17 protein-coding genes and 2 pseudogenes are annotated in these 22,289 nt (G+C 64.1%); 8 read left to right on the plus strand and 11 right to left on the minus strand.

All coding sequences use genetic code 11. The annotated features are described in order from the left end of the window. The first annotated feature begins 86 nt into the window (after positions 1-86). Positions 87-557: a cupin domain-containing protein gene (locus EO156_RS15410; RefSeq protein WP_016849210.1), complete on the plus strand. Its 471-nt coding sequence runs from the start codon at positions 87-89 to the stop codon at positions 555-557. 114 nt (positions 558-671) lie between these two features. Here EO156_RS15410 and EO156_RS15415 read toward each other — a convergent pair whose 3' ends face one another. After that, positions 672-1,580: an AraC family transcriptional regulator gene (locus tag EO156_RS15415; protein ID WP_003488568.1), complete on the minus strand. Its 909-nt coding sequence runs from the start codon at positions 1,578-1,580 to the stop codon at positions 672-674. Between the two features lie 224 nt (positions 1,581-1,804). Between EO156_RS15415 and EO156_RS23990 the strand changes: the two genes are divergently transcribed. Further along, complete coding sequence (locus EO156_RS23990) at positions 1,805-1,966, plus strand: hypothetical protein (RefSeq protein WP_016849209.1); 162 nt, start codon at positions 1,805-1,807, stop codon at positions 1,964-1,966. 329 nt (positions 1,967-2,295) lie between these two features. Here EO156_RS23990 and EO156_RS15420 read toward each other — a convergent pair whose 3' ends face one another. After that, complete coding sequence (locus tag EO156_RS15420) at positions 2,296-3,210, minus strand: LysR family transcriptional regulator (RefSeq protein ID WP_003488572.1); 915 nt, start codon at positions 3,208-3,210, stop codon at positions 2,296-2,298. Between the two features lie 100 nt (positions 3,211-3,310). Between EO156_RS15420 and EO156_RS15425 the strand changes: the two genes are divergently transcribed. Together EO156_RS15425 and EO156_RS15430 are read left to right on the plus strand one after the other, a co-directional pair. Next, positions 3,311-4,528 (plus strand): MFS transporter, encoded by a 1,218-nt coding sequence (locus tag EO156_RS15425; RefSeq protein WP_029829243.1) that lies wholly within the window; start codon positions 3,311-3,313, stop codon positions 4,526-4,528. Positions 4,529-4,684: 156 nt separating this feature from the next. Next, positions 4,685-5,716, plus strand: coding sequence for an aldo/keto reductase (locus tag EO156_RS15430; RefSeq protein WP_016849314.1), 1,032 nt, complete (start codon positions 4,685-4,687; stop codon positions 5,714-5,716). Positions 5,717-5,797: 81 nt separating this feature from the next. Here EO156_RS15430 and EO156_RS15435 read toward each other — a convergent pair whose 3' ends face one another. The 5 genes from EO156_RS15435 to EO156_RS15455 all read right to left on the minus strand — a co-directional run bounded on the left by EO156_RS15435 (position 5,798) and on the right by EO156_RS15455 (position 13,937). Continuing rightward, entirely contained in the window at positions 5,798-6,394 is a 597-nt protein-coding gene (locus EO156_RS15435) for a hypothetical protein (RefSeq protein ID WP_016849315.1), read from the minus strand. A 1-nt stretch (position 6,395) separates the two neighbouring features. Continuing rightward, complete coding sequence (locus tag EO156_RS15440; RefSeq protein WP_016849316.1) at positions 6,396-8,216, minus strand: S8 family serine peptidase; 1,821 nt, start codon at positions 8,214-8,216, stop codon at positions 6,396-6,398. 107 nt (positions 8,217-8,323) lie between these two features. Continuing rightward, entirely contained in the window at positions 8,324-8,932 is a 609-nt protein-coding gene (locus EO156_RS15445) for a hypothetical protein (protein WP_026006885.1), read from the minus strand. A gap of 1 nt (position 8,933) precedes the next feature. Beyond that, positions 8,934-10,712 carry a S8 family peptidase gene (locus EO156_RS15450; protein ID WP_016849318.1) on the minus strand — a complete coding sequence of 593 codons (1,779 nt, stop codon included), beginning with the start codon at positions 10,710-10,712 and terminating at the stop codon, positions 8,934-8,936. An 843-nt stretch (positions 10,713-11,555) separates the two neighbouring features. Further along, on the minus strand, positions 11,556-13,937 hold the full coding sequence (locus EO156_RS15455) for a TonB-dependent receptor (protein WP_029829240.1): 2,382 nt from the start codon (positions 13,935-13,937) through the stop codon (positions 11,556-11,558). 391 nt (positions 13,938-14,328) lie between these two features. Here EO156_RS15455 and EO156_RS15460 point away from each other — a divergent pair, with 391 nt between their 5' ends. Further along, entirely contained in the window at positions 14,329-14,790 is a 462-nt protein-coding gene (locus EO156_RS15460; protein ID WP_016849320.1) for a hypothetical protein, read from the plus strand. Positions 14,791-14,799: 9 nt separating this feature from the next. On the opposite strand, the gene EO156_RS15465 is transcribed toward EO156_RS15460, so the two are convergent. Next, a complete protein-coding gene (locus tag EO156_RS15465) occupies positions 14,800-15,915 on the minus strand; it encodes an IS1595 family transposase (RefSeq protein ID WP_016849321.1) in 1,116 nt (371 codons plus the stop codon). Positions 15,916-16,142: 227 nt separating this feature from the next. After that, positions 16,143-16,427 carry a hypothetical protein gene (locus EO156_RS15470; RefSeq protein ID WP_016849322.1) on the minus strand — a complete coding sequence of 95 codons (285 nt, stop codon included), beginning with the start codon at positions 16,425-16,427 and terminating at the stop codon, positions 16,143-16,145. 104 nt (positions 16,428-16,531) lie between these two features. On the opposite strand from EO156_RS15470, the gene EO156_RS15475 reads away from it, so the two are divergent. Next, a complete protein-coding gene (locus tag EO156_RS15475; RefSeq protein WP_016849323.1) occupies positions 16,532-17,338 on the plus strand; it encodes a hypothetical protein in 807 nt (268 codons plus the stop codon). Between the two features lie 420 nt (positions 17,339-17,758). Here the strand turns inward: EO156_RS15475 and xopAI are convergent, their stop codons facing one another. Next, positions 17,759-18,649 (minus strand): type III secretion system effector XopAI, encoded by an 891-nt coding sequence (gene xopAI, locus EO156_RS15480; protein ID WP_003491086.1) that lies wholly within the window; start codon positions 18,647-18,649, stop codon positions 17,759-17,761. A 133-nt stretch (positions 18,650-18,782) separates the two neighbouring features. Further along, a pseudogene (locus EO156_RS15485) lies at positions 18,783-19,852 on the minus strand (DNA-binding protein). 192 nt (positions 19,853-20,044) lie between these two features. On the opposite strand from EO156_RS15485, the pseudogene EO156_RS15490 reads away from it, so the two are divergent. Together EO156_RS15490 and EO156_RS15495 are read left to right on the plus strand one after the other, a co-directional pair. Beyond that, a pseudogene (locus tag EO156_RS15490) lies at positions 20,045-21,325 on the plus strand (site-specific integrase). A gap of 8 nt (positions 21,326-21,333) precedes the next feature. Further along, positions 21,334-22,289, plus strand: a 956-nt coding sequence (locus EO156_RS15495; protein WP_126936753.1) for a DUF4158 domain-containing protein, incomplete at its 3' end; no start/stop codon positions are given.

Consider the following 22,289-nt stretch of genomic DNA (forward strand, 5'->3'; position numbering starts at 1 on the left):
TGTTTCTAGGAGCATGCGCGGTTAGCCGGTTAGTGGCCTCAGGCAAGCGCGCTACAGTTCGAACACTCGAATCAAGGAGCACTGCAATGAATCTGTTCGCGACCGCAATGTCGTTGTCGATGATGGCCGCCGTGGTTCCTGATGAGGCCGCGAGACCGATCAGGGTGAGCAAGGCGGGTGGGGCGCCGTCGGCAGTGGGGTCGGCCGAGTATTTCACCGGCAAGGTGCGCATCGACGCACCGCTCCAGGCCGACGCACCGGCACGCGTCGGCGGCGCCACCGTCACCTTCGAGCCGGGCGCGCGCACCGCATGGCATACCCATCCGCTGGGCCAGACGCTGATCGTCACAGCCGGCGCCGGGCGCGTGCAGGAGTGGGGCAAGCCGGCGCAGCAGATCCGCCCGGGCGATATCGTGTGGATTCCGCCCGGCGTCAAGCATTGGCACGGCGCCAATGCCAACGTGGCGATGACGCATATCGCCGTCGCCGAATCGCAGGACGGTGCGCCCGTCACCTGGTTGGAGCAGGTGAGCGAGGCGCAGTATGCAGCGGAGTAGACAGCTGCGATGCCGATGCCGATGCTGGCGCGGCGATGGTGCCGTCTCAGCGCGAGCGAACGCGGCGGCGGATTGCAGGGGCCGCTGTGCGGCCCGTGCTGAGCATGGCAGACCTCACGCCGCTTCGGTGGCGTCCTGCGCGTTGGCACGCAGCCGTTGCGCATCGCGCGCAGGCGAGATGCCGAGAATGCGTGCGTAGTCGCGGCTGAACTGCGACGCGCTCTCGTAACCAACCCGGAAGCCGGCGTCGGCAGCGGTCAGCGCATCGGCCACCATCAGGCGGCGTGCTTCGTGCACGCGCAGCTGCGAACGGTAGTCCAGCGGCGTCATCGTGGTCACCGCCTTGAAATGCGCATGGAAGGTGGAGCGGCTCATCGCCGAGAGATCGGCGATCTGCTCGATGCTGAAGCGCTGCGCATAGTGTTCGCGCAACCACACGATGGCCCTGGAAATCTGGTTGAGCCGGCTGTCGGCGATGGCCATCTGGCGCACCGCCGCATTGGCCGGGTCGGCCATCAGGCGGTACAGCAGTTCGCGCACGATCAAGGGCGCGAGCGCGGCAATTTCATGCGGTTGATCGAGCAGGCGCGCCAGCCGTAGCGCCGCGTCCTGCAACTGCGGCGTGCTGCGATTGAGTAACAGCCCGGCCGATGCCGCATCGCGCTGCGTGTCCACCAGTTCCGGATGGTTGATCGCCAGCTCGCTGAGCACCGCGGTGTCCAGGTCCAGGCAGAAGCATAGATACGGTTGCGCGCCGCTGGCTTCGATTACCGAGCCGACGATGGGCAGATCCACCGACGCCACCAGGTACATCTGCGGGTGATAGAAGTACGCCTGCGCGCCGAGCATTGCCTGCTTGCGGCCTTGCGCCACCAGGCACAGCATGGGTGTGTAGACAGTGGGCATGGCTACGGTCGGCGATGCGCTACGCATGATCTGCAACCCGGCGATCTGCGTGGGATGCATGCCGTCGCCAGGCGCATGACGCAGCAATATCGTGCTCAACTCGGTCAGCGAAGACATGCAAAAACCCGTCGACGGTGCAATGCGGTCCAGCCGCGAAGGCACCGATCGTACAAGAGTGCAGGTGGTACGGGCGGCAAGGTCCGCTGCGCGGGTCGCGGGCTTGCGCCCGCTGGAAAGCGCGCAGCAGTCGTGGCCGCCTGCGCGTGAACTGCGCATCGGCCCGATAGGGCGATCACGGACCGGCCGTATCATGGCGAGGTCTCTCGCATCCGCCTGCTGCCATGCCCGCAAAACGTTCCAGCTTTCCAACGCCGACCAGCCCCGCCGAGTGGAAGCGGCTCCAAGCCGCTGCCGCCACCGAATTGGCACGGCGTACCGCGCAGGCCCATCTGCAGATCCTGGGGCTGTTGCGGACGCATGGACATCTATTGAGCGCCGCGTAGCGGCGTAGCCTGCACAAACGCCTGCTGCGCGGCGGACGTTGATCCGGGGCAGCGATTGCCTCGACGGTTCGCACGCAGCCGGCCTCAGCTTGTGGTCGTGCACGGTGATGCTGAGAGCCGATGTAACAGCTGGCCAGCCCGTCATGCGGTTGAAGGCTGCGCGTTCGGGCTGCCAGCCAGTCGTGCAGTGGGCGCGCATGAGACGCCGCGTACAACGCATCGATGCCGTCTTTCCAATGATGGCTGGCATGCCGCAGACCTCCACGTACCCCGGCGTCCAGCACAGGCGCGCGCGTCTCGCCGCGGGGCCATCCGCACGGCAGCGGGCGCTATGTCGCCAGTTCCCAAGGCGGCTGCTCGCCTAGCCGCTCCTGCAGGAAATCCACGAACGCGCGCACGCGCGGCGGTTGCAACTGGCGCGCCGGCATCACTGCGCTGATCTGCGAGGCCGGTGGCGGGTAATCGGGCATGACGTGGACCAGGCGGCCGCTGCGCAATTCGTCGGCGATGTGCCAATACGAATGCACCGCGATGCCCTGACCGGCGACCACGGCGTCGCGCACCAGTTCGCCGAAGTTGCTTTCGAAGCGGCTCTGCATGCGCACGCGCACCAGCCCGCCGTCGGGCGTTTGCAGTGTCCACACGTCCTGGCGGCCGTCACGGCCCATCAGCAACACGCCGGCGTGCTGTGCAAGCTCGTCCGGCGTGCGCGGCGTGCCGTGACGCTGCAGATAGGCGGGCGAGGCCGCCAGGGTACGGCGGTTGTCGGCGATACGCCGGGCCACCAGCCCGGAGTCCTCCAGTGGGCCGATCCGGATCGCCAGATCGAAGCCCTGTTTGACCAGGTCCACCAGGTCGTCGCTGAGGTGCGCGCTGATGCGCAGGCGCGGATGGCGGGCCTGGAATTCCGGCAGCAGCGGCGATACGTATTGCCGCCCGAATGAGGCGGACATGGTCATGCGCAGCACGCCACCCACATCGTGCGCGCTTTCGCGCAGATCCTCGGCCAGCGCGTCCAGATCTTCCACCAGCACGCGGCCACGCTCGGCCAGCCGCTGCCCTTCGGCAGTGGGATGCAGGCGGCGCGTGGTTCGATGCAGCAGGCGCACGCCCAGCTCGCGTTCCAGGCGCTTGAGACGCTGGCTGGCCACCGCCACCGACAGATCCAGGCTGCGCGCGCCCGCGGTGATCGAGCCCAGGTCGAGCACGCGCAGGAACAGGGCAATGTCGCCAAGACGGTCCATGCGATTCTCAATGATTGATTGAAAGTGAATCAGCATAGCAGGGGTTTTTGCAAGTAAACGCAGGGCGCAGGCTGTGCGCAGTCCTCCCTGGCCCCTGCCCATGTCCAACCTCACCTCTGCGCGTTCGTCGCGCTTTCCGCCGGCGTTGCTGGCACTGACCATCGGTGCCTTCGGCATTGGCACGACCGAGTTCGTGATCATGGGGCTGCTGCAGCAGGTAGCCGCGGATCTGGGCGTTTCGCTCAGCGCGGCGGGCCTGTTGATCAGCGGTTATGCGCTGGGTGTGTTCGTCGGTGCGCCGGTGCTGACCCTGGCCAGCGCACGCCTGCCGCGCAAGGCGGTGCTGGTCGGTCTGATGCTGATCTTCACGGTCGGCAACGTGGCCTGCGCGCTGGCGCCGGACTACACCAGCCTGATGGTTGCGCGGGTGCTGACGTCGCTGGCCCACGGCACGTTTTTCGGCGTCGGCGCCGTGGTGGCGACGTCGCTGGTGCCGGCCGAACGCCGTGCATCGGCCATCTCGCTGATGTTCGCCGGGCTGACCGTGGCCACCTTGCTCGGGGTGCCGGCCGGTGCCTGGCTGGGGCTGCAACTGGGTTGGCGCGCGACCTTCTGGGCGGTGGCTGCGATCGGCGCGCTGGCCACTGCCGCGGTCGCGGTGTGGGTGCCGGCCGCGGCAGGTGCTGCCACGCCGGTGTCGTGGCGGCAGGAAGTGGCGGTGTTGCAGCGTGGGCAGGTGCTGCTGGCGCTGGCGATCACGGTGGTGGGCTACGCCGGCGTGTTCGCCGTGTTCACCTACATCCAGCCGCTGCTGCTGCAGGTCACCGGCTTTGCGCAATCGGCGGTGTCGCCGGTGCTGCTGGTGTTCGGCGTGGGCATGATCGTCGGCAATCTGCTCGGTGGGCGGCTGGCGGACCGTCGCCCCACCGCGGCCCTGCTGGGCAGCCTGGCGGCCCTGGTAGTCGTGCTGGGCGCACTGGGATGCGTCCTGCACAGCAAGGCCGCCATGGTGACCTTTGTCGGGCTACTGGGCGTGGCTGCCTTCGCCACCGTGGCGCCACTGCAGTTGCGCGTGCTGGAACACGCGCGCGGCGCCGGCCAGAACCTGGCCTCTAGCCTCAATATCGCCGCCTTCAACCTGGGCAATGCGCTGGGCGCATGGCTGGGTGGTGTGGTGATCGCCACGCAGGCGGGCCTGGTCGCAACGCCCTGGGTGGCCGCGCTGTTGAGTGCCGTCGGGCTGGGTATCGCGCTGTGGAGCGTGCAGTTGCAACGACGCCGCGCGGCTGCGCCACTGGCCTGTACGCAGATGGGGTGAGTCGAGTACCCACTGGTCATTGGCCACGCTGGCGCAGTGCGCGTCAGGCGGCTCTCGATGTGCATCGACGCTGGTTTCGCCATCAACACGCCACAGGCGCTAGCGGCCAACGATAACGCAGCGCATCTTCCATTCAACGTTGCAAGGACTTCTTCGATGGAAACCCGTCTACTCGGCCGTTCCGGTTTCAAGGTGCCCGTGCTTGGCCTGGGTGCCGGCACGTTCGGCGGCAAGGGGCCGCTGTTTTCTGCATGGGGCGACACCGATGTGGCGCAGGCGCGGCGCATGATCGACCTGTGCCTGGATGCAGGGCTCAACCTGTTCGATACTGCAGATGTGTATTCCGATGGCGCGTCCGAAGACATCCTCGGCCAGGCGCTGCAAGGCCGCCGCGATCAGGTGATCCTCTCGACCAAGACCGGCCTGCGCCTGGGCGATGGCCCCAACGATGCCGGCGCGTCGCGCTTTCGCTTGCTGCGTGCGGTGGAGGCCTGCTTGCGACGCTTGCGCACCGACTACATCGATCTGCTGCAGCTGCACGCCTTCGATGCGATGACGCCGATGGAAGAAACCCTGTCCACGCTCGATGGCTTGGTGCGCGCGGGCAAGGTGCGCTACCTGGGCGCTTCCAATTATTCCGGTTGGCAGCTGATGAAGTCGCAGGCGGTCGCCGATGCGCATGGCTGGAACCGCTTCGTCGCCAACCAGACGTATTACTCGCTGGCCGGGCGCGACTACGAGTGGGAGCTGATGCCGCTGGGTATCGACCAAGGCATCGGTGCGGTGGTGTGGAGCCCGCTCGGTTGGGGGCGGCTGACCGGCAAGCTGCGGCGCGGCCAGCCGTTGCCGCAACACAGCCGTCTGCATGCCACTGCCGCGGCCGGCCCGGCGATCGACGATGCGCGCTTGTTCGACATCGTCGAGGCGCTCGATGCCGTTGCCGCAGAGACCGGCCGCAGCGTGCCGCAGATCGCCATCAACTGGCTGCTGCAGCGGCCGACCGTGAGCACAGTGCTGATTGGCGCACGCGACGAGGTGCAGCTGCGCGAAAACCTCGGTGCGGTGGGTTGGTCGTTGACCGATGACCAGCGTGCCCGCCTGGATCAGGCCAGCGCAGTGGAGCCGCCGTACCCCTACTATCCCTATTGGCGCGGGCAGTTTGCAGAACGCAGCCCACTGCCGCTGTGAGGCGGGCTGCGCCAACGCGCCACGCTGCGACCAATGCAGCAGCGTGGCACGCGTGGCTGCGGCGGTTCTAGAGCAGCCGCGTCACAACGGCCGTGCCGCCGGGACGATCACTTCCGGCTTGATCGCTCCCACGCCGTTGCTGTCTTGCAGCTGGCGGCAATTGTCCAATGCCGTCATCGCCGAGTCGTAGCCGATCATCGCGCTGCCGTCGGTGGCGGAGGCATAGAGCAACCTGCCGCCCGTACGCGTGGCCAGTGCACGCGCGATGGCTGGCGTGGTATCGAACAATTTGATCGAAGCACCGAGCAATGCCGGCTGGCCGCTACGCGTTTCCAGCGCGGCCACGACGGTCGCCGATGGTTCGCTGCGCGTGGTGCGCGCGACCGCGTCCGCCGCGCCGCTGGTGTCGAGATAGATCGCGTAGCGATCGACGCGGGCAACCGGTGCGTTGGTGCGTGTCTGCGTGCTTGTTAGCGTTTGCGTGGCTGCAGCGCCGCGCGTGGCGTCGGCCAGCCGTACCACTGCTCCTGGAATCAGCCGGAAGCTGGCCCGGTCCACCACAACGGTCTGCCCGGTTGCGGCAGCATGCAGGCGGGCGCGATCGAACACCTGTGCCGAGACGGGTGCAGACATGCTGGCGGCAACGACGCACAGCAGTGTGATCAGAGAAGTTTTCATGTCAGTGGCCCACCACGCGCATTTCGAATTCCTGCAGTTGTTCCTTGCCGTTGTCGGCGAGCATGTCGTCCACCTCCAGTGTCCAGCGACCGGCTGCCGCCTCGTCAAGGAAGGCATTGCTGGAGGTCAGGAAGACCACGAAGCCATCACCCGGGTCGAGCGTGGAGAACGGCGTCATCACGGTGCTGCGGGTGCCGCTGGGCGATACCAGCACGGCGCGCAGTTGGCGAGGATGCTTGTGCGTCCCTGCGAAGTACAGCTGTACGCCTTCCACCTTGAAGGACTGCTTGACGTCGATCGCTAATCGCGCAGGCGAGCCGATACCGCCGATGGTGCTGCTCTTGCCGTCATAGACGGTCCACTCGGTGTCTTGCATCGCCGGCAGCGGAGTGAAATGCATCGCACGCTCCACCGCCGCGGCTGCATCCACCAAACCGAAGCCATACCAGTTGCTGAAACGGTGGCCGGCCGCGTTGGTGATCCAGGCGGGCTCGATCACGGCGTCCTTGTAGAACGCCTTGGCCTGATGGGGATCGACCTGCACCGCCGTCGTTGCCAGGATGTATTTGACATCGCGCAGCGTCAGCTGCGGGTTGGCGCCCAGCATCAGCGCCGCGACGCCTGCAACCGTTGGTGCGGAGGCGGAGGTGCCATTCATGCGTGCGCTGTAGTTGCACGAGGCATCGATTTTGGAGTGGCTGGTATCCAGCGCATTCTGCGGCGCGCGCGTGCGATCGCGATTATTGCCTGCAGCGCATCCACTCAGGTCGGTCGTGACGATCGCCGGTGAGAAGAATGGTTGCGGGCCCTGCGCAGCGAGCAGTGTATACAACGGACTGTAAGTCTCAGGATGCGGGTCGAAGCGACGCTGGAACCCAAATTCGCCGGAGAGACCGGACACCCACAACGCGGATCCGGGCGATGAATAGCTCGCACGCACGCCGTTGGCGTTGACCGCACCCACCACGATCATGGTGGTCAGACTGTTGAGGTTGTCGATATTGGCGCTGCTGCAGGCGACGCCGAGTTGCCGGGTCTGGTCGCTGCAACGATCGATCAGCTTGCCCTGTGCATCCACATCGAGCAGCGTATTGAAATCATTGCCAGCTGCCTTGACGTAGATGCCGCCCTTGCCACCACGCTGGGCACGCATCAGTTTCTCCAGAGAGCGCTGCTCGTCGAGATCGCTGAATGGATAGACCGCTGTCGAGATGCCGAAGCTGTTGTTGTACACGTCCATCGCACGAGCTTCTGCACCATCGCCCCAGGAGTAACGGATATCCACGTATTGCTTGCTGCCATCGAGTATGGAAAGTGCGTTGAAGCCAGCCACATTCGCCTCTGGTGCAACACCGCGTCCACCCAGACCATTCCATCCACGTGCCGCGATGATGCCGGCGACCGCGGTGCCGTGGTCATTGTCGATTTCGTCCGCAGGCGGCGTCGGATCGTTGGAACCATTCAAGAAGTTATGCGAGCCGCCGGCAACGATGTTGTCGACGAGATCCTCATGCGCAATCTCGAGCCCATCATCGATGACCGCCACCTTGACTCCGGCTCCGCGAATGCCGAGCGTGTGCAGGATGTCCACATCCAGATCGACGCCTGGCCGCGGACGTTGGTCGCCAAACACCGGCTGGCCTTGATTGAGCAGATGCCATTGGTAGCGGAACAACGGGTCGCTGGCATTGCGTGTGTTCTGCGTCGTCCTGATCGATGCATCGACACCGGTTGCCGCAGCATCGGCGGTCAGCGAGAAGGGTCCGAGCGCCAGTAGGCACGCGCACAGCAGCGGCAATCGCCGCAGGGGAGAGGTTGTCATGGGATGGTATCGGTAATGGGGCGCACGCAGATGCAGGTGTCGGCCAAATGGGCCTGCATGCCGCCCGACGTGGAATGGCCGCAGGGATCAGCCTGCGGCCGGTCTATTTACATCGGTTGCATGACCGCCTGCATGACCACCAGCGCCGCCTGCGCGACGCCGCTGCTGCGCTGCAGGCCGGGGAGTGCACGCTGGGCCTGTTCCACCGATGCATAGGTGATCACCGCGCTGCCGTCCACCGTCGAGGCGTAGGCAATGGTTCCGCCGGTGCTGGCAGCCAGCGATTTCGCAGCGGCGGGCGTCGTGCCGGTGAGCTTCACCTGCGGGTTGACCAGCACGACACGACCGTTGCGCTCATTCACCGCAGCGGCGATGGGGCGTTCGGCGTCGGTGGCAAGACTGCGCGCAGCACCCGCAGGCGCATCCAGTACGACCGCATACGGCCCGATGCGCGCGGCGACCTTGTCGCCGGGGGACACTGCACCGGTAATGCCGGCTTTGGCTGCCGATCGCTGCGCTGATGTCGCGTTGCGTGGCGGCGTGTGCTCGCTCACCACTGTGCCCGGCAGCATGCGGAACATGTCCTGCCCGGACTTGAAACGCACGCCGGTCGCTGCCGCACGCAGGGTCTTGGCGTCCATGTATTGCGCTGCCTGGGCAGCACCGGTTGCGGCGAGTGATAGCGTCAGCAGGCAAGCAAGAATCGTCGGTTTCATATCAGTGCCCCACGATGCGAAGTTTGAAAGCGTTGAGTGCGACAGTGCTCCTAGGATCGGTCATGTCGGTCACTTCCAGGGTCCAGATGCCGCGTGATTTCTCGTCCAGAAACGCATTGCTGGAGGTCAGGTCGATATAGAACCCCGTCTGCGCATAAGCAGCCGGATCCAGGACGGAAAACGGCGTGGCGACGACGCTGCGCGTCCCGCTCGGGGACACCAGCACCACACGCAGGTTGGACGGCGTCTTGTGCGCCGACTGCAGCGACAGCTGCACCGCTTCCACCTTCATCGCCTGCTGCACACGGATGCGCAGCTTGCCCGGGCGCGCCGGGCCACCGATCTGGCTGGCCGCATCGGTGGAGCTGACCCACTGGGTATCGCGCATGGGCGGCAGCGGTGTGAAATAGCGCGCCTTGTAGACCGCGGCCGCGGCATCGGCCAGACCGAAGCCGTACCAATTGCTGAAACGGTGCCCGGCTGCGTTGGTGATCCAGCCCGGATCGATCACGCTGCCCTGGTAGACCACCCGCGGCTGCCATGGGTCGATCTGGCGCGCGGTTGTCGCAAGAATATATTTGACGTCGCGTGCGCTCAGGCTCGCATTGGCACTGAGGATCAACGCAGCCACGCCAGACACGGTAGGCGCTGCGGCCGATGTCCCGTTCATGATCGCGTTGTAGTTGCACGACGCATCGATCTTCGACTTGCTGCCATCCAATGCGTTGTAGACCACGTCGGGATCTTCGACGTTTTCGCCCGCTGTGCAGCCGCTGAGATCGGTGGTGACAATCGCCGGATCGTAGGCATAGGGCGCCGAATCCGGGAAAAAGGTGGACGCTGCGTCGGGATAGAACTTGCGTTGACGGCCGAACTCGCCGCCAAGACCGGAAACCCACAACGCAGAGCCTGTGGACGAATACGAGGCACGGGTGCCCTTGGCATTCAGGCTGGCCACGACAATGGTTCCGGGCAGATTTGCGAAGGGATCGATGTTGGCCAGCGAGCAGCCGACCTGAAATGCGCGCGATTGTTCGCTGCAGACATTGACGGGGTTTCCGTTCTCGTCGGGCTCTAGGAAGCGCAGGAAGCTATTGCCAGCGGATTTGACATAAATGCCGCCAAGGCCGCCACGTGTCGAACCCATCAATGCTTGCCAGGTGCGCTGGTCCTCCACAGAAAAATCAAAGTAGAACGGGGCAACCGACCCCCAGCTGTTGTTGAAGACATCGATATTGCGTGCTTCCGGGCCATCGCCCCATGCATACCTGATGCTGGCATCGGTGACCGAAGAATCGCGCGCAAGAAAGTCGAATCCTGCCAGCTGCACTTCTGGCGCCACGCCGCGTCCGCCGCGGCCATTCCAGCCCACCGCACCGATGATGCCGGCGACGGACGTCCCGTGCCCGTTACCCGGGTCGATCGGCGTGGTGTCGTGCGACCCGTCGCCGAAATTGTGCGACCCGTTTGGCAGGATGTTGTCTGCCAGATCTTCATGGCCCAATTCCAGCCCATCGTCCACCACGCCGACCCGCACGCCGCGGCCGCGAATGTCCAGGGCATGCAGGATGTCCACATCCATGTCCACGCCAGCGACCGGACGGCTGTCGCCGATCACGGCCTGCCCCTGGTTGGAGATATGCCACTGGTACCGCAGTAATGGGTCGTTGCCTGTGGCTTTCGCTTTGGCGCTGGTAGTGGCCGGGGTGGTGGCAGCCGTTGCCTGGGTGGCAGCAAGTACCGACAGCGGCGTGCCGCCGGTCAGGAGGACCGCTATCAACAGCGCGAGAGGTCGCCTGCGAAGAGAGTTCATTCCGTTTGATTCCAGTCGAATGGTGGGCGCCGTCGAGTGACGCAGTCCTCCGTCAGGCCAACCGCGCGATCGGCCCTTGCAACTGCTCCACTCCACGAAGCTCGCGCCTGTGAAGCCGGTGTTGGTGGAGCCGAAAGAGGAATGCGAGTGAAGGACCCGGCAGATACCAGCCGGATCCGGAAAGCCCGTCAGGCAACGCGATCTGCAAGCAGAGCCGCACCGCAGGCAGCCAGATGCCGCGTGTCGATGCCCGGGGCGTGCGACATCGATGCAAAAGAGGCAGCAAAAAGAGCCATGTGCGTTTATCCCAGTTGAGTTACCAAGCGCATTTCTGCCGACGGACGCTGCGGTCAGGTCCTGCGTCGGCTCCCCTGTGCGTGTCGACGCAGCCGATGTTGTCGATGCGTCTGCACCAAGAACGCCTGGATTACAAATGGGGACAGCATTGTCTGCAAGGCATGCCAGCGACGACATCTTCGTGACACATCGCGCAATTTACGACGGGCGTGTCGGGTGATGCCTTGCATGCGAAGTTCTGCCGACGAAAATTGCAGAAAACTTGGCAGTGGCGGTCATTTCGATCGAAATAAGCGATCACGATGCGTCGTTGTGCTTCGCGTGCGGTTTTGTTCGCCTCCGCCCCCGTCATCACGGTATTGCACCGTCTGTCGCGCGTGGCAGACGCATGGCGCCCGCAGCGTCTGGCAACGCCGGGCATGCCGGTGTCGCCAGGCTGCGCATCGACGCATGCGGTAGCGAAGTTCCGCGCAGCAGTCTGGGCTGCTGCGCGGCTCAGGGTGTGACGGCGAACTACCAGCGGTACGCCACCGACATCTGGTACTGCCGGCCGGCGATGGGGCGGCCCATGAAGACACCACCGGTGGCTGCGCCAGGCACGCGCACGTTGCCTTCGGTCAGGCCCAGCGTGTCGGTGACGTTGCTGCCGCTGGCCGTCACTTCCCAATGTTCGCCCACATGCAGGTTGGCGCCGACATCCAGCATGTCGTACGAGGGCAGGCGCTGGCTGTTGGCCAGGTCCGCAAAGCGCTCGCCGATGTACGAATAGGTGGCAAACACCTTGAGGTCGCCGAACGGCAGCATCCAGTAATAGCTAGGCGTGATGCGGAACTGGCGCTTGGGTTGGCGCATCACTTGGTTGCCGGTGAATTCGCGATAATTGCGGTACTTGGCGTCCAGCCACACTCCGGTGCCAGCCAGCTCGAACCCGCCGAACGGCCGGATTGCACCTTCCACTTCCAGGCCGCGTGCGCGCGAATCGCCCACGGCGGTGAAGTTCTCGCCATTGGCCAGGAACGCCTGGAACGGCGAGTTCCTGAAGGTGTTGTAGAACGCGGTGAGATACAGGTCGTAGGCGCTCGTCCCGGACTTCAAACCCAGCTCGTATTGATCCACGTCCTGCACGCGGTCCTGCCCATCGCGCAGGTTGTCGAAGCCGGGAAACTTCACCCCGGAATTGACCCGCGCAAACAGGCTGTTGTTCTGGTCCAGCGTGAAGTTCAGGCCGGCTGTCCACGAGAACGCTTCATCGTCCTGATCGATGCGCCGGGTGGTTGCCAGCGCCAGCGAGGTGGTGTTGTCGTACAACGTGGCCGGGTTGCCATCCAGATCCACGGTCGTGGTGTCGTGCACATCGCCGGTGACGCTCTGGCGCTCGTAGCGTGCGCCCAGGTCCAGGCGCAGGCGTTCGCTCAGCTCCCACTCGTCGGCAACGAAGGCTGCGATGTTTTCGCCGTCGTACTTGGCGCGCAGGTTCAAGAACGCGGTACTGGTGAAACCCTGGCGGGTGGCCTGGCGGCCATCGTCCAACGCCACATCGATGCGGCGCGCGTTGTTTTGCGCAGTGAGCAGCATGGTGTTGCCCAGGTACCAGGTATCGGCGGACGAATACTTGGCGTAATAGGCGCCTACGGTCAGCGTATTGCCGGCAAACAGCTCGCGGCTCAGACGCAGGTCGTTGGTAAAGGAATTCAGGCGCTTGTCCACCGACCACCAACCGGCTTCGAGTACCTGCTGGTTAGGGTCCACCGCGCCCCCGCCATTGGTGTAGCTGGCGCTGCCGCCGCTGCCGTAACCGGCAATGACATCGCCCAGGCGTTGCGGCGCATCGCCGGTAAAGAGCGCGTAGGTCGGCGCGCTGCCGCTGATCACGTTGAAGCGGTCGGCAACGGTCCAGCCGCCGCTCTCCCAATTCCACTCGCCGCCGAACACGTCGATGTTGACGCCGCGCCCGTCGGCCAGATCGCGCCGCAGCGTCTGGCCGTTGGGTCCGACCAACAGATCCACATTGCGGAAGTCGCGGCCGAGCAGGGTGCCGGTCTGCGCGTTCAGGCCGGGGAAACTGGAAAGATCGTTGCCGTTGTTGCGCGAGAGCAACGGGATCGCGGTGTAGAACGCGTTGTTATCGTCGGTGTGGCGCGCGTAGAGCGACAGCTCGCCGCTGTCCCAACGCTTGCTCAACGTGGCGCTGAACTGGCCGCCCTTGTCGGCGGAGAACTGCGGGTCGCGGACGCCGTCGGTTTCGCGGAAGAAGCCGCCCACGCTGTAGTACCAACCATTGCCCATCGGCCCGCTGTTGAACACATCGATGCGGCGCAATGCGTTGTTGCCGCCGGTCAGGCGCACGCTGCCTTCGGGTTCGTCCTGGCCTTTCTTCTGGATGAAATTGACGGTCAAGCCGGGCTGACCATTGGAGAAGATCGGACTGGAGCCGCCACGCAGCACTTCCATGCGTTCGACAGTGTCATCGACGCGGAATAGCGTGGAATTCTCCAGGAACGACAAGGTCGGCGGCGGAAACAGCGGCGAGCCATCCAGTTGCATGGTCACGAACGGCGCATCGCCTTCCGACGGCATGCCGCGCACGAAGATGTTAGCGCCGGTGCCGCCACCGCTGGGCTCGGCCCATACGCCAGGCACGATCTTGAGCAGGTCGGCAGTGCTTTGCGGCACCGCTTGCTGGATCTGCTCCGGGCTGGCCGTGGTGATCGAGAAACTGGCGTCGCGCTTGGCCAAGCCCTTGAAGCGCGCGGTGCCGCTGACGATAACCGCATCCAGCGTGGTGGCCTCTTGATTGCCTGATGCAGGCGGGGCGGTCTGCGTGCGGCCGTCAGGTGCCAGCAGCGCGGCAGCGACGGCGAGCGAGAGGGTATAGCGGGGCGATGAAAAACGCATGCGCAAGGCTCCTTGTCTTGAAGTGCAAGAACGCTGCCGAGCCACGCCGCGGTGTGCAGGCATCGGCAGCCAGTGCACGCGCGCGCCCGCGCTATCGCGTCGCTTGCGCCCCCTGTCAGCGCAGTGCCAATGAACTTTTAACCCCAGATGCGCCGCAGCCTGTTGTGCGACGCAGCAGCATTGGGTTGCGCTTCTGCATTTGGAAGAAGGCTGTGCAAGCGTGGAGCGCGACCAAGCTCCCGTCCTGTGTGCCGTGCAGATCCACGCAGTGGCGAACGCGACTGCAGGACAGTGCAGCACTCCGCAGGAGGCGCTGATAGGTCGGCAACGCACCGCCATGAGGGCGCACTTGCCCAAGGAAATCCGGTAGCTGCTGGGATACGGTGGGGTCATGGTGACTAAGACCCCTTCGTCTCTTAAATGGCTAGTCGACAAGCGCGCCCGCCTCGCTGGCCACATTGCCCAGATCCAGAGAAGGGCCGACGCTGCTCGTCAGCTTGCGGCCGATCTGGACAGCAGCGTCGAGGCGACACGCAGGGATCTTGAAGCACTGGACCGCATTCTTGGCCTTCACGACATCTGCGTGCCGCCGGAGGTTATCCGACCGGTACGAATGTCGAGTGAGGGTCCGCTGCTACAGCGCGGCCATATCAGCCGAAACGTCCTGGCCTGCCTGAGAGAGGCGGCGGGTGAATGGCGGTCTACGACTGAGGTCCTGCTGTTCGTCGGCTCGCAGGGCAAGGCGGTGGGCGGAAATGTGCAGTATGCGGAGCTCAGGCTGCGGGTACGCAAATGCCTGCAGGCTCACTGTTCCGCCGGAAGGGTCATCCGGCGGAACAGCCCCGCGCACTAACGTAGAGGGTTACTGGGCACTCGCGCCCGACGCCGATGACGGCGGGATGCCCTGATTCATTAGAATCTCAGTCCCGCGCCGTTTCCCCTGGTAGTAGCCGCGCCACCATCGCGAATGCCCCACGGTGAGGGCCTTTATCAGGAGCATTTCGACCTGTGTTCTGATCGAGAACCGGCGTACGTCCTCGCGCCACGCCATTTCGTTCGCATAGTCAGCCAGGTAAGCCGGCCGCACACCGTGCGAAACCCCATACTCCCAGCGTCTGAGCCGGCTGAAGAACGACTCGGCTTGGTTCTCGTTGACACCCTCGGCCGAAACGTACTCATGGCTATGCCTGGCAGCGTAGTGGGTGTGTGTCGCTGAAACGGTCGCGTAGGCGGGACTTTCGTCGGTCATGATGATTGCTTCGGAGCTGACGTAACGCGCGATCAGCTTCGCGGCATCCTTGTCGTTCTCCGATCTGGCAACGGCGGCAATGCTGCGCACCGCACCTTCGCCTGGTCGTCCTTGCTGTCGGAAGATCATCACTACGCGCTTGTTCTTCCGCTTCTCCCAGTTCGTCCGTGTCATGCCGCTGGCGTGCCATGGGCGTTTGGCCGGGCGTCCGGCGATCCGATCGACAATGGCCTGGTCGTTGCGGAGTCCACGACGATTTGGCTTTCGAGGCTTTCCACCGAAGTAGCCGCCATCGATTTCAACGACGCCGGTGAGCGGTGTGAAGTCCTGGGTCCGGAAGATCGCCTCTCGCAGTTTTCCGAGGGTGACGTGCGCGGCCTTGTTTGAATAGTCACCCATGCGGCTCAATCCAAGGCCAGCCAAACCCTTCACCCCTGTGACGTAGTAGAAGGTCGCCAGGAGAATGCTGCGCAGGGACTTCTTCCTGCTGGAAAAGGCGGTGGCCGACGTTACCGAGAAATCCCGGCCGCACTCCTTGCATCGCCATTGCTGGCGCGCAGGCCGCCGGTAGTGCTGGGCCCACGCACCGCAGGCTGGGCATGCCTGGTGGGAGTCACTGCTCCAGCGCAGGCGGGCGAACATGGCATGGATATCATCGTCCGACATGCCGTAGATCGAGTGGATGGAGAAATCGCGGTAGGCCGCGCTCCGAAGGTAGTGCTGAGTCATAGAATTGGTCCGGAAGTGCCGGGCCGAGGGCGAGCAGCGCCCTCCGCGGCCACGGCATTGCTAGGGTCCGGGCAAGCCACTCCCGTTCACGCCCTGCGGGCGTGTTGACAATGGGTTTGGGAGGGGGGCACTATGGCTACGCAGCTCTCAAACTGCTTGCCACAAGAAGCCTAGTTCCCCTGCCAGGGTCCTAGGCTTTGTGCTTTCTGCCCTACTGGTTTTCGGTACTATTGGTTGACGGGTACGTCGATAGGGGCCTCCTGGGGAGCCGAAGTGGTGTTGGAAGCGAGCTCTTCGAGGTAGACGGCGACCGCTCTGGCGGTGGCATAAAGCCCCCGACGACCGGGGAGCTGCTGCATTGGGATGGTCAGGGCACCCCTGATCCGCGCCTTGCGCACAGCCTGCGGCGTGCGATAGCGCAGGAGCTGCGCAATATCAGACGTGCTGAGGAGTCCGCCGAACTGCGCCGTGAGCTGGAGTTCGCGGAGGGTCGTGGTGTCGGGAGATTCCATTTGCATGCCAGGTCACTCTGTATCGTGTGGGTTCGAGTATCGGCTGAAATCGTTGGCTCGCGGCGGGTCAACTTGGCCCGCGAAAAACGCCCTAAACTTGACCCATGCGAAAGACCCTGGACGATCTTCTTCGGGAATGGAGCGGGCAACAGCCGGAGCGGAAAACGCCATGGCGAGCTTTGCGCGGAAGGCTATGGCTCGATCACGCGCTATGGCTAAGCGGCCTGGAATGGACTCAATTCGAACGCATCTGCATCCAGCGAAACCGCTCGGCTTCCAAGCTCGGGGGCAAGTGGCGCGCGGGGACCACCTTGCCTAACCGTTCCTCGGCCCAGGCAATGGAAAGAGTGCTACCGGGTACTGCCTGGGTATTCGATTTGGCCCTCTTTCAACTGCTGTCCAACGAGCCTCTGACGCGCTCACGCCTCACTGCCCTGACTGCGAATTTCAGGCAGCCTGGATTCTTGGATGGACACTGTTGGAGGCTCCCGCACCAAGATGGCGTGGCGATCTCCCACGACTCGCAAACGCTGCTCCATCGCGGGGATCTGTGGGGGCTGTTTGGCCTGGTCGGAGACGTTCGCTGGGCTGAGCTGGAGGGTGACGACTATAAGCACCTGGAATGCAGCCAGGACGCTTTCAGGGCACTTCCAGCTCTGCTTCGGACGCCCTGGGCTGCAGCGTGCGTTCCCCAGCTTTATGAGCTGCTGGAACGCGTTAGGCGGCGAGTTCCATATACCCGGGACGCCTACGAGGTCGAGTGGAAGACGATCGAAGAGTTGGCGGCGCGCGCCCAATTTTCGGCGGAGCCAGCTGACCGCTCCAGTGATGCCAATGGGTATGCGGAGCTGTACCCCGATCCCATTGTTCTGATGAAGCGGGTGCGAGATCGTCGGATTCGACAATGGTGAGCGCGTCAGGCGCGCGATCACTCTCCCGAGCAGGTACCAGTAGAATCCGCAATGTAGAAGGCCGGCAGGGATTCGTTTAAAAAAACAGCCAAAAGTGAGCTAACTCGCTGTCAGCAAAGGCCTTTTACACGATACGCTGCCGACCTTCCAGTACGCCTGCCGGGCCTGTGAGCAGGTGACTTACGGCTGCTCTCATGGCGCAGCGCTGCGACTGGCACAAAGTGACCGCAAGCGGCAGGCAAGCGCGTTGCCTGTCAGCAGCGCGCTTCTGAGATCCCTTGTCGCGCCGTCCGTTTTCTGTTTCGCGTGGCAGCTGATTCTTCAGCAGCCTGTTGCTGCGAAGTTCAGTCCGCTCGAACGCCATCCACACCGCCCACATCCGTACTTCTGGTGAATACCCCCCAGGGCGATTCAGAATGCCTACGCGATCTGGCTTTGATAAATCTTCAGGCGGGGATGAGTCTCGTTCTCTTCAATTCGTGTTACCTGAAAGCGGGTGCCAGGAGGGAAGAGAACTTCCTGCTCATTCGGACGCTCCGAAAACATGGAGATGCGTTTTCCAGTTGTTGAATTGCTTTCCCACTCGACTGCCATTCCTTGCCAGGATGCATTCTTGGTTTCTGAGGCCGCGAAAAATCGGCGGTCCGTGGTGATGCTTCTTTCTTGGTATCGTTCCGATACCCAGTCCGGCAACTGATCTTCGCCGGTGAAGACAGTCCCTTGATATGAATATTCTTCGGGAAGCGAGTGCAGGGCGGAAATGATGCATTTTGCAAATGCAAGACCATGAGCAGTGGGCCTCGCTTCTTTCTCCAGAACATCCTGTACTACCTCATAATCGTCCGTCGTCCATGCCTGCAGCGCCACGAGATCCTCGGTTGCCATGTATTTGAGTTCTGGGTGGTTCCACTTCATCTGTGCCATTCTTTGCATCATCCCATTCCACCGCTGCTGCCTCTCTGGGCGGTATTGTTCGCCCCAAAGAGTTATGAGCGCAGTCTTGAACTGTTTTCGCTCTTCAGGTGTGCTTCGGAACTGCGCCCCATCGTGTTGGACCCGCTGCCAAAGTTGCTTTTTTTGCTTTATCAGATCGCTGGTGTTCAACTCCACCAGTGGACTTAATGGACGAGGGCTCGAGCTCGCTCTAGGAGACCCGAGTGCCACCAAGCCATGCAGGCTCGGTGACATGGGCGCCTCGGGGGATGAAGGCGTAGAGGGCGTGGTCTGCTCTGCGGTGTGGGTTAAATAATGCTCAGGTGAACCCGCTACGGGTGAACCCACCACGCTCGGCTTTGAAGTGCATAACCCCATCTTGATCTCCTGCAGTGACTGTAGGAGCAAGTTTGGAGGGAAACTTTCCGATTCGCTCCGCCTCACCGAAATCCTGGCTGGGACGACGAAGGCACTGACGCGGAGGATTCCCGAGCCTTCGCCAAGCGGCTGATCATTTGCCTGCCGGCATTGCACCGGCTGCGATGGCGTTTTCGAGTTCGCCAACGGAGTGCGCTGGCCGCAGCTGCGCCAGGAGTTGTTACAACGTGCTCAGACGCACCGTGGCCCGCAAGGTGTCCGCCTCGGCGTGTTCCCGGCGCTGGCGCTCTTCGACCAGTTCGGTCCGCGCCGCCGACAGTTCGGTGCGCACGCCTTCCAGCGCGTGGACATCGTCGGTCCAGCGCACCTGCAGGGCTTGGTGCTCGGCGGCCGCCAGGCGCAGCGCGTCGCGCTCGCGTTGCTGGGCGTCGGCCCGCTGGCGTGCCTGCGCCAGTTCCCGCTCCAGGCGGGTCTGGCGTTCCAGCCACTGGCCGTTTTCCCGGTTGAGCTGCATCAGGTCGTGGTTCTTGGCGGTCAGCGCCTCGTTGGCCTGCCGTAGGGCGACCTGCAGTTCCTGCACCTGGTGCGCGTGCCGGCGCTGTTCCTGCTCGCGCTGGTCCTTGACCGAGGTGCGGTAGTGCTCCAGGGCTTCCCTGGCGTGTTCGTGCTTGTGTTCCAACGATTTCGCATGGGCGTCGTGCTCGGCTACGCGAACAGTCAGGCCTGAGATCCGCTCCTCAAGCTGGGCCAGTTCGGTGGTGCGGCGGGCCACTTCGCTCCTGGCAGCGTCGCCCGCCTCGCGTTCGGCCTGCAGGCCGGTCTCGCAGCGTTGCAGCTGCGTTATGAGTGAGCCGGCCTCGTGTCGGGCCTGCTCCAGCGCTTGGGTGCGTTCCTGCAGCTGCGCCTGGAAGCGCGCCTGGGCCTGCGCCACGGCCGTGTCGGCCTCGGCGTGCAAGCGCTCGGCCAGGCGGCTGACCAGATCCTGCAGCGCGTCGCTGATGGCGACCTTGGCGCCAGGGCGCTGTCCGTCCTCCTCTTCCAACTCTCTCAGGTAACGGTGAATGGTGGTCTTGGAACCGGTATTGCCGAGCGCCACCTGGACCGCATCGACAGACGGATGCTTGCCCGTTGCCCGTTGCCCGTGGCGCGCAGGCGATCGCGGGCACGCTGCACATCACTTTTGTACAGCCCAGACCGTGCCATCCGTCACTCCACATATTTCGTAACGTATTACATACCATGTAATTACATACTCCTCAACGCATTAAAACGGACCGTCGATAGGCGTTGAGCTCACGCGGGATAATGTTGAATTATCCCGCCTAATCCCGATTTTTCGGCTAGGCTCGCACGCGGGCCGTTACACCCCAGCCCATCGGGCGACTGGAGGAGCCGATGATCAGCGTTGGGCAGTACCTGGAAGCCGCCACCCGACCCAACACCCAACACCCAACGCGCTTACGCCGCGGCGACCCGCCATTTCGAGGTCGAGTGGGGTGGTCATCTGCCGGCGACCGCAGAGCAGGTGGCGCGCTACTTGGCCGCCTACGCCGGGCAACTCGCGCTAAACACACTCAGGCACCGGCTCGCAGCACTGGCCCAGTGACACCAGGCGCACGGTTTCGCCGACCCCACGCGGGCGCCCGTCGTACGCAAGGTGCTCAAGGGCATCCAAACGGTGCATCCGAGTCAGGAAAAGCGAGCCACGCCACTACAGCTCACGCAGTTGGGTCAGGTCGTGGATTGGCTCGATGGCGCCGCAACTGCGGCCGGAACGCGTGACGATGCGGCCGGTCGGCTCCGGCACCTGCGCGATCGCGCCTTTGTACTGCTGGGCTTTTGGCGCGGTTTCCGCGGCGACGAACTGGTTCGCCTCCAGGTTCAGGATTTGGAGTTGGTGGCCGGCGAAGGCATGACCTGCTTCCTGCCGCACAGCAAGAGCGATCGCCAGCACGCCGGCACCACCTACAAGGTCCCGGCACTGTCGCGCTGGTGCCCGGTGGCTGCCACCATGACCTGGGTCGCGGCAGCCGCCCTCCACGAGGGGCCACTGTTTCGCGCGGTCAACCAGTGGGGCGGGATTGCCGCCGCGCCACTCCACCCCAACAGCCTGGTGCGTCTGCTACGGCGGATCTTCCGTGAGGCGGGGCTGAGCTCCCCCACGACTACAGCGGCCACTCGCTGCGGCGCGGCTTTGCCGGCTGGGCCAACGCCAACGGCTGGGATGTCAAGGCGCTGATGGAGTACGTCGGCTGGCGCGACGTGCAGTCGGCGATGCGCTACCTCGACGGGGCCGATCCGTTCGCCCGCCAGCGCATTGAGGCGAGCCTGCCGCCAGCCACACCACCGCTGCTGGCCCTGGCGGCGCCGGCTCCCGATCCAGTGCCGACCACGGCGGTCGAAGCGACTGTCACCCTGACGCGCTTCAACTCGCGTGTGCGCGGACTGGCCAAAGCGCATCGGCTGATCGAGCAAATCTGCCTGCAACCGCATCAGGCGCAGCGACTCAACACCGACGGCACGCGCTACCGGTTGGCGATCGCGGCCGTTGACGAGGCTGCCTTTGAAGAAACCATCGCAATGCTGCTCGACGAGATGCACCGCATCGCCGACAACCACCAGTGCTTCCTCGCCGTCGCCTTGCGCGATGAAGCGGGCGAGCGCCATTGGGACTAAACCTGAGCATGACGACGCTGCACGAAACCGCCTACCCGCGCCTCAAGCCCGATCCCACCGCCAAAGAGCTCAAGGATATCTACACGCCTACTGCGGTGGAGCTGCAGTGCGTCCGGAACATCGCTACCGGCCCGGCCACACGGCTGGCCCTGCTGCTGCACCTGAAGCTGTTCCAGCGCCTGGGTTATTTCACGACCCTGATCGAGGTGCCCGAACGTATCGTGCAGCATGTCGCTCAGACGCTGGGAATGCGCCGCGTGCCCGCCGACCGGTTGGCGAGCTACGACGCCTCCGGCGCCAAGCACGTGCATCTGGCCCAACTGCGGGCGTTCCTCAACGTCTGTCCGCTCGATGCGGCTGGGCGAGACTGGCTCGGCACCGTGGCTGAAACGGCTGCGCAGACCAAGCACATCGTGCCCGATATCGTGAACGTGATGCTTGAAGAGCTGGTGCATCACCGCTTTGAGTTGCCGGCCTTCAGCACGCTCGGACGCACCGCGATCGCCGCCCGCGAACATGTCCACGAGGCGCACTACCGCCAGATCGCCGATGCGTTGTCACCGACCATGCGGACGCTGATCGATAACCTGCTGCTGACACCACCAGGCAGCCACCACAATGATTGGCACAGGCTCAAGCGCGAGCCCAAACGCCCAACCAACAAGGAAGTGCGCCATTACCTGCGGCACATCCAGCGCCTGCGCATCCTGGCCGAGCAGCTGCCACCGATCGATGTCTCGGTGCCTAAGCTCAAGCAATTCCGGGCGATGGCCCGCGCACTCGATGCCGCCGAGTTGGCCGAACTGGTCCCGATCAAGCGCTATGCGCTGGCCGCGATCTTCATCCGCTCCCATTATCGCAAGACGCTCGACGATGCGGCCGACCTGTTCATCCGCCTGATCCAGAACCTGGAGAACACCGCGCAGCAAAAGCTGATCGCTTATCAGCTCGAACACAGCGACCA

Source organism: Xanthomonas sp. DAR33341 (assembly GCF_003992815.1).
Lineage (GTDB): Bacteria > Pseudomonadota > Gammaproteobacteria > Xanthomonadales > Xanthomonadaceae > Xanthomonas > Xanthomonas cissicola.